Origin of the sequence: Sphaerospermopsis reniformis (assembly GCF_005402885.1) — a bacterium.
In the GTDB taxonomy this organism is placed as follows: Bacteria; Cyanobacteriota; Cyanobacteriia; order Cyanobacteriales; family Nostocaceae; genus Sphaerospermopsis; species Sphaerospermopsis kisseleviana.
Window position 1 is genome coordinate 23,974 of the sequence record NZ_BJCE01000041.1, and the last position, 7,441, is coordinate 31,414.

Genomic DNA, 7,441 nt, shown 5'->3' on the forward strand with positions numbered 1-7,441 from the left:
TTAATTCTTTGATGTTATTTTTAATCATGTAAATACTAAATATACATCCTACGATTATCAATAGGATGTATATAACCGTAATTAAACTTTAGTTGCTATTTTTAGTAAGATTCAAACCTTCTACTATCATAGTAAAAAGTTAGAAATACATTATCATCCACCAATATTCCTAAAATGATATCTAGGTTTTCTCGAAAATAGGGACTACCGGATTCATCATCATCTGATAAAATTGGTTCTTCTAAAATTTCTACAACAACAGCTGGCTGATTTTTATAAGGTATTTTCCTATTTTTGAGATATTCTTTCCATTTAACTAATTGTCCAACTTCAAAAGTCTCTTTTTTGAGGAAATTTTTACACGCTGTTTGTAATTGAGTTATATATTCTTCTCCATAGCTTTCTTTCTCTGTCGCAATTTCTTCTTCATCTTCGTCAAAGTTACCAGTTTGGAGAGATTGAACCAATGCACCTATTAAGTCTTGGTTGTTGTCTTTTTTTTCACTCATACGAATTATTATTTAACTCCCTATCAAGAATAAGCTAATTGAGGATTTTTTGATTGATATTGTATTTTACCACTATTTTTTAATGCAGCACGATTTATTTTTCCAGGAGTAGGAAAGATGTAATTATTGTGTTGTTTGAATTCTAAGATTAACTCTGGTAAATAGGATCTAATTCTCTTGCTGATTTTTGCTAATAACCGACTTTGACGCGATCTAATTTCTTCTTTATTTCTTACTCCCTCTACTACATAAAATGATTTAGGAGGTAATAAATTATAACTAGCGGGTACGACATCTAATAACCACCAGTTAAATAACTCACGTCTCCCTTGAGAACCTGGAAAAATGGCATAACCTTCTAGGCAATCTTCTAAAATATTTAAAATTGCTTCTACAGACTGATCATAATTAAGAACTCGAACTGCATTATCAAAAACATCTAGTGCTTCATCAAGTATTTGAAAGTTTGCTATTTCTTTCTCAATATAAAAATTACGATTTTTTGAGATAGCTTTCAATAATTCTTCGGTACTAAGCTCACTGATATGATTTTTGGTATTATTAATTGAACTAATAATTATAGCGATAATTCTACTTGCTAACAAATTAATAATACGTTTTGGTAGCAAATTTTTTGGCTGATAGTATTTTAAAGTAGGCTCTACAACTAGAGTTAAGATTAGCGTCATCCAGAGATAGCGTAGATGAGTTAATGTCTCGTTACTATCCCGCATTGATGTTAAAACTTCATTGATAGTATCATCAAGTGAAGTTCTTCCACTGGATTCTGGCTCATATAGTTCTGCATAATGTTCTAATTTTATTTTGTTAAATAAAACTTGGAGATAGAGAGGAATCTCATCTGATGAAGAATTTTGAAAATTTATGGATTTTACTTTTGCCAAGATCATAAATTTTTGCTCCTTTTATATTATCATATTAAGCATTATTATTCATATTAATACTGTATGTTCTTATGCCTGAATAGGCGGATAGGGATAATCCCAAAATACTTGTTCTAATGGTAGGTTTATATTTGGAAATTTTTCGTTAAATTGGCTAATAACTCCTTGACAACTTTGGCAGGGCTGTCTTTCAGTGTAAAGATAGATAGTTCCTTCTACATGAATATCATATAACTTTTCCAGAGTATCTGCAATTTCCGAGAATACTTTGTATTCTGAATCTGTATCCATTAAGTATCCACTATAAGGGTCAATTGTTGGCTCAAATTGGCCTCCTTCTGACTTTGGCTTGGGTTTTTGAGGAATGGGACTTTTGTTGCCTCCTTTAGCTGTTGCACCTACGCAAAAAACAACATCACCCTTGAGATTTATTTCAGCAACTGCAACATTGCTGTGAGGATATTCTCTTTTCAAGTATTTTGCTCTAATTTGAGCAGCAGATTTTCGCAACCTTTCCTTAATTGGATTTTCCTCTCCATCTTTAAAATTTTCTTCCGTATTTTTCATGTCACGATACTAACACCAGTATGAGGTGTTATTTCCCTGATAACATAAATAATAACTCACTAATTCAGCATCCACAATCAAACAGGTATCAAAATATGGTACGTTTAAAACTCTGGCAATTGATCATCCTCATCTCACCAATAGCAATCATTATTACCTTCCTCCTCATATCCGCAGGAATGCAAATTCACGCTTGGGGAATAAATTGGATTTGGGGTATATTTACCCTTGTATTTGTAGGCTGGAGATGGTTATTAGTAAAATGGACAAAACCTGTTGTAAATCAAGTTGAAAATGTCTTTGCTGAAGTCAGAAAAGAATTAGAATCTAGCAGCGATAATAATATAGATGTATCCACTGGAAAAGACAAAACCCAACAAATAGAAATTGCATTGCAAAAAGTCCTCAATGATGCTCAAAATGATCGTCCAATTTGGGAAGATTTGCAAACTTTCTGGCAAAGATGTCAAAATTTAGTAATTGCGATCGCTCAAATTTATAACCCAGAAATTAAATATCCCCTGCTTAACATTTACATTCCCCAAGTCTATGGACTTATTCGTGGTACTGTGGATGACATGGATAAATGGATGCAAAAATTATCCCCTGTTCTTAATCAAGTTACCGTCGGACAAACTTATCAAGCTTATGAAGTTTACCGTAAATTAGAACCATCTGCACGCAAATTTTTAAAAGCTTGGAATTTCGCTAAATGGTTTTTAAATCCTGTGGCTGCGGTAGCCAAAAAAGCCAGTGAAGGTATTGGTAATCGCGCTTCTCAAGAATTATTAATTAACCTAAATCAAGTATTAAGAGAAGCAGCTTTGCGGAACTTATGCAAACAAGCAATATCCCTTTATGCAGGAACTAAAATTGAATTACCTACCCCCACCCTACCCCAACCTAAAACCCAAACCCTGCGCGATATTCTCACCCAAGCAGAACCACCAGAAAAAGTAGAACAAAAGCCAGTTAACATTCTTATTGTCGGTAGAAATGGTGCAGGTAAAAGCAGTTTAATCAATACACTTTTTCAAAGTGAACTAGCAGCAGTTGACGTTTTACCCAGCACCGATGAAATTAAAACCTATCATTGGCAAACAGAAACCGGAGAAATTCTCAATCTTTGTGATACTCCTGGTTATGAACAAGTAAAACGCGATGATTTGCGGGATGTAGTCATTGATTATGCCACAAAAGCCGATTTATTATTATTAGTAACTCCGGCACTTGATCCCGCTTTACAAATGGATGTAGACTTTCTCCAAGACATTAAAAAAGAAGTCGCAGATGTACCCATCATTACCATTGTCACCCAAGTAGATAAATTACGTCCTATCCGTGAATGGCAACCTCCATATAATTGGCAAACGGGAAATAAACCAAAAGAGATTTCCATCAGAGAAGCGACAGAATATAGAAATGAACTGTTAGGAAGATTCTCTAATTTGGTTTTCCCAATTGTTACCATTGATGTAAAAACAGGGCGCAATGCTTGGAATATAGACGAATTATCGTTAGGATTATTATCAGAAATAGATCCTGCTAAACAATTACGCCTCACCCGCTTTTTACGCAACTTAGAAACCCGCATTACCGAATCTGCGAAGATCATTGATAATTACACCTTTCAAATGGCAACAACCCAAGGACTTACCGCACTGCTAAAAAGTCCAGTTTTGCAATTTATTTCTACCTTATCAACAGGTTCACCAACCCTTGCTTATCTGTTAGCAGAAAAAATACCCGTTGAACAATTACCGATAGTTATTGGTAAATTGCAAATCGCCTATGAACTGTTTCCCCTATTAAATACAGATAGGGAAAAATCACGCAACTTTGATTTATTATCTCTTTGGCCTTTGTTATTAGAAAATTCTGGGACACCAGATAGTAATGCTTGGGCATTTGGTCATGCTTTAATAGAATATTGGACTCAGAATTTAACCATTGAAGAAATGCAAGAAAGATTTAATTATTACATCAGGAGTCAAGAGTCGTAGGGGCGAAGCATTCGGAAAATAGCCTTTTCATAAAATTGATAATTGGTCGCCCGAATGCTTCGCCCGTACAGGTGTCAGAATTAAGTTTTATCTCGTTATCTCGTTCCCAGTCTCTGACTGGGAATGCCATCCTAGAGTCTCTGACTCTAATTTAACAAAAGGCAGAGCCTTCTAAAATTCATTCCCATACAGAGTATGGTAACGAGAAAACGAGAAAAGAATTAAAATATAAAATCTAAAGCTTGCTTGATAATCAATTCTTGATCTATCATTTTTTGTAAAGTTAATCCATCATAAATTCCCCCAAAAGCTTCTAAAGCAGCATTATCTAAAGCTCGATCATAAGCTTGTAACAAAATCTCCTCTAGTTCTTCTTTATGCAAATAATAACCTCCAGCTTTGCGACGTTTGTTAACTCTAATAATTGCATCCGTCGCATTACGAATAGAAACATCCCAGGAATTAGTTGTGCGTTTTTCTGAATGTTGTTTAATTAAGTGAACTAACAAAATGACACAATAACTATAAATCTTATTAATTTTATCTTCTTTGCTCATTTCCTCTAATTCATCTATTAAATTTAGGGCAGCTTCTAAGTTGCCTGTAATAACTAATTCTCTGAGTTCTAATAATTCTTCCATAAATCACTGTGACATTACTAATAAATTGCTAATAAAATTAATAACTGCTCTATTATATCTCGTTATCTCGTTCCCAGTCTCTGACTGGGAATGCCATCCTAGAGTCTCTGACTCTAATTTAGCAAAAGGCAGAGCCTTCTAAAATTCATTCCCATACAGAGTATGGTAACGAGAAGAAACGAGAATAATACTTGCAAAAAAAATTAATAATCTAATCATATTCCGGCTCAAGCTGTGCCACCGTCACTGCATTAAAAGCAAAAGCAAAAACCAAAGGCATGGGACACTTAAAAACAAAGGTATAAATCACAGATAAAATGGTAATAACTACAGCCGTTATTGACCAAAATAACTCATCATTTGTTAAACCATTTTCTTCTTTAATTAATCTTAAAACATGAACCGGAATTGGTTCTGGCATGACTCCCCCAGGAGGAAACGCCCAATAATTACCACGACGTTCCATAAATAAATCTGTCCAGCCGTTTTCCATACACCAAGCTTCGATCCATTCGATAGAATAATGATTGATCATGAACATACAAATTCCATTTTTCAGTTTGAGTCGTCAATGAATATAGATTGAACAGAGATTCCTAACCAGCTAACAGATAGCTATAGAATTAACCTTAATGCCATAATAGTTAAATTAATCGAAAATTTGAGTGCAGCAATTAATGTTGCTGCTCTTAGTCAAAAGACTAGCAGGGAATAGAGATGGTTGGCAACAAAAGATAATAAACTTTACTTGAATTAATGAATATCAATAAATGTAAATTAGTAAATTAAAAGATGAGTATTAGCTAACTTCTTCAGGCAGAATTGATTTATCAAACTTTCGAGAGAATTTAAAGACTCTTTCCCAGAAGACAAGAAAATCACATTAAAAAATATTAAGCAAAACCTATATCCTTCTCAAGATAATGAGGTAAACTGAAACACATGAAACATTACAATTAGTTAAGAAGTTAAGAAATGATGTATTTGCGAAAAGGTTTACCATTGCTTTTAGCGGTTATGATCTGGTGTGTAGCATTTCCAGCCATAGCGGTGGACTGGACTCATCCCCTATCATTTAGTAATGCAGAGTTGGGAAGACATGACTTTTCAGGACAAAATTTACAAGCTGCGGAGTTTTCTAACGCTAACTTAGAAATGGCTAATTTTACTGGTGCTGACTTGCGGGGAGCGGTTTTGAGTGCTTCCGTGATGACACAAGCAAATTTACATGGAGCAGATTTAACCAATGCGATGGTTAATGAAGTAAAATTAAATGGGGCTGATTTAAGTGATGCCGTTTTGTTAGAAGCTATTTTGCTGCGTTCCGTCTTTACTGATGTTAACATCGAAGGTGCAGACTTTAGTGATGCAATTTTAGATAGAGCGCAAATTAAAGAGCTATGTCAAAAAGCTAGTGGTGTCAATTCTCAAACTGGTGTTAAAACTCGTGAGTCGTTAGGATGTCGATAAAGCGTATTGGTATAATTGGTGGTGGACAACTGGCCTGGATGATGGGGGATAGTTCCAAAAAACTAGGATTAGAATTAATAGTACAAACTCCTAGCAAAAATGATCCCGCTGTATCTATTGCGAAGGATACCATTTTTGCCGCAGTTGATGATGCAGCAGCCACGGAAATTTTAGCTACAAAATGCGATGTCATCACCTTTGAAAATGAATTTGTTAACTTAGATGCTTTATCTTTGTTAGAGAAGAAAGGTGTTTGTTTCCGTCCCAGGTTAGCTGCTTTATCTCCTTTATTAGATAAATATCATCAACGTTGCTATTTTCAGGATTTAAAATTACCAGTTCCCCATTTTTTCGCTGTCGAAAAATCAGAAATTTCTGAAAATATAGCTTCAAATATAGCTTCAAAAATAGAATATTTAGGGTTTCCTGTTGTTCTCAAAGCCAGACGACATGGTTATGATGGACAGGGAACTTTTATTATCCATGATTTGGCTACTTTGTCAAAAGTAGTGAATGCAAGTAATACACAATTCTTAGTAGAAGCTTTTGTCCCTTTTACCAAAGAATTAGCTATAATTGCAGCGCGTTCTGTGACTGGGGAAATAGTCACGTATCCAGTGGTGGAAACCCAACAAGAACAACAAGTTTGTCGTCGAGTTATCGCACCAGCGGATATTACTCCCGAACAAGCAGTAGAAGTTAATGCGATCGCTCATACAATATTAAATAGTTTAGATGTAGTCGGCGTGTTTGGCATTGAGTTATTTATCACCGCTGATGGTAAAATACTCATTAACGAAATTGCACCCAGAACTCATAACTCTGGTCATTTTTCCATAGATGCTTGTACAACTTCCCAGTTTGAACAACACCTGAGAGCAGTTGCTGGGTTATCTTTGAATGATACAAGTTTACATTGTGCTGGTGCTGTGATGGTTAACCTGCTAGGGTATGAAAAATCATACAGCGATTATGTACAGCAAAGACAAGAATTAGCAAATATTCCCCATGCTTACCTGCACTGGTACAGTAAAACCGAATCTCGTCCCGGTCGTAAACTTGGACATATCACAGTATTATTAGAACAGCAAAACCGAGATGCTATAGAGTCCATCATTCAGAAGATAGAATCTATTTGGTATCCTGTTTAAATTGGTGACTAGGGACTGGGGACACTTCGACAAGCTCAGTGCATGGCTGGGGACTGGGGACTGGGAATAGAGCAAGTCCTAAGTTGACAATTTCATAGACAAAACTATACTTATATTGACAAAAATCAATATATTTTTAGGAAAAAATCAACTACTTGATATATAATACAGTGATATCAAGTATTGAATTGAGAC

At 35.0% G+C, this 7,441-nt stretch carries 8 protein-coding genes; 3 read left to right on the forward strand and 5 right to left on the reverse strand.

What is annotated here, in order from left to right; translation table 11 throughout:
• Positions 1 to 101: 101 nt before the first annotated feature.
• The 3 genes from FFR48_RS08370 to FFR48_RS08380 form a co-directional block, all read right to left on the reverse strand.
• Positions 102 to 509 (reverse strand): hypothetical protein, encoded by a 408-nt coding sequence (locus FFR48_RS08370; protein WP_096565192.1) that lies wholly within the window; start codon positions 507 to 509, stop codon positions 102 to 104.
• Between the two features lie 23 nt (positions 510 to 532).
• A complete protein-coding gene (locus FFR48_RS08375) occupies positions 533 to 1,420 on the reverse strand; it encodes a hypothetical protein (RefSeq protein ID WP_137667045.1) in 888 nt (295 codons plus the stop codon).
• A 63-nt stretch (positions 1,421 to 1,483) separates the two neighbouring features.
• The gene (locus tag FFR48_RS08380; protein WP_096565196.1) at positions 1,484 to 1,981 is read right to left on the reverse strand and encodes a deaminase domain-containing protein; all 498 of its coding nucleotides are present in this window, start codon (positions 1,979 to 1,981) and stop codon (positions 1,484 to 1,486) included.
• A 95-nt stretch (positions 1,982 to 2,076) separates the two neighbouring features.
• Here FFR48_RS08380 and FFR48_RS08385 point away from each other — a divergent pair, with 95 nt between their 5' ends.
• Positions 2,077 to 3,984: a GTPase family protein gene (locus FFR48_RS08385; protein WP_137667046.1), complete on the forward strand. Its 1,908-nt coding sequence runs from the start codon at positions 2,077 to 2,079 to the stop codon at positions 3,982 to 3,984.
• Positions 3,985 to 4,205: 221 nt separating this feature from the next.
• Here the strand turns inward: FFR48_RS08385 and FFR48_RS08390 are convergent, their stop codons facing one another.
• Both FFR48_RS08390 and FFR48_RS08395 read right to left on the reverse strand, forming a co-directional pair.
• Positions 4,206 to 4,625 carry a DUF29 family protein gene (locus tag FFR48_RS08390; protein ID WP_137667047.1) on the reverse strand — a complete coding sequence of 140 codons (420 nt, stop codon included), beginning with the start codon at positions 4,623 to 4,625 and terminating at the stop codon, positions 4,206 to 4,208.
• 211 nt (positions 4,626 to 4,836) lie between these two features.
• Positions 4,837 to 5,160, reverse strand: coding sequence for a slr1957 family protein (locus FFR48_RS08395; RefSeq protein ID WP_187039902.1), 324 nt, complete (start codon positions 5,158 to 5,160; stop codon positions 4,837 to 4,839).
• 443 nt (positions 5,161 to 5,603) lie between these two features.
• Here FFR48_RS08395 and FFR48_RS08400 point away from each other — a divergent pair, with 443 nt between their 5' ends.
• The gene (locus FFR48_RS08400) at positions 5,604 to 6,095 is read left to right on the forward strand and encodes a pentapeptide repeat-containing protein (RefSeq protein WP_096565202.1); all 492 of its coding nucleotides are present in this window, start codon (positions 5,604 to 5,606) and stop codon (positions 6,093 to 6,095) included.
• Positions 6,086 to 7,246, forward strand: coding sequence for a 5-(carboxyamino)imidazole ribonucleotide synthase (locus FFR48_RS08405; RefSeq protein ID WP_190649909.1), 1,161 nt, complete (start codon positions 6,086 to 6,088; stop codon positions 7,244 to 7,246). The genes FFR48_RS08400 and FFR48_RS08405 overlap by 10 nt, the downstream gene beginning before the upstream one ends.
• The last annotated feature ends 195 nt before the right edge of the window (positions 7,247 to 7,441 follow it).

Excerpts from the sequence above, each read along its gene's own strand:
- FFR48_RS08370 (WP_096565192.1), bottom strand. The coding sequence starts at position 509 with ATGAGTGAAAAAAAAGACAACAACCAAGACTTAATAGGTGCATTGGTT.
- FFR48_RS08375 (WP_137667045.1), bottom strand. The coding sequence starts at position 1,420 with ATGATCTTGGCAAAAGTAAAATCCATAAATTTTCAAAATTCTTCATCA.
- FFR48_RS08380 (WP_096565196.1), bottom strand. The coding sequence starts at position 1,981 with ATGAAAAATACGGAAGAAAATTTTAAAGATGGAGAGGAAAATCCAATT.
- FFR48_RS08385 (WP_137667046.1), top strand. The coding sequence starts at position 2,077 with ATGGTACGTTTAAAACTCTGGCAATTGATCATCCTCATCTCACCAATA.
- FFR48_RS08390 (WP_137667047.1), bottom strand. The coding sequence starts at position 4,625 with ATGGAAGAATTATTAGAACTCAGAGAATTAGTTATTACAGGCAACTTA.
- FFR48_RS08395 (WP_187039902.1), bottom strand. The coding sequence starts at position 5,160 with ATGATCAATCATTATTCTATCGAATGGATCGAAGCTTGGTGTATGGAA.
- FFR48_RS08400 (WP_096565202.1), top strand. The coding sequence starts at position 5,604 with ATGTATTTGCGAAAAGGTTTACCATTGCTTTTAGCGGTTATGATCTGG.
- FFR48_RS08405 (WP_190649909.1), top strand. The coding sequence starts at position 6,086 with ATGTCGATAAAGCGTATTGGTATAATTGGTGGTGGACAACTGGCCTGG.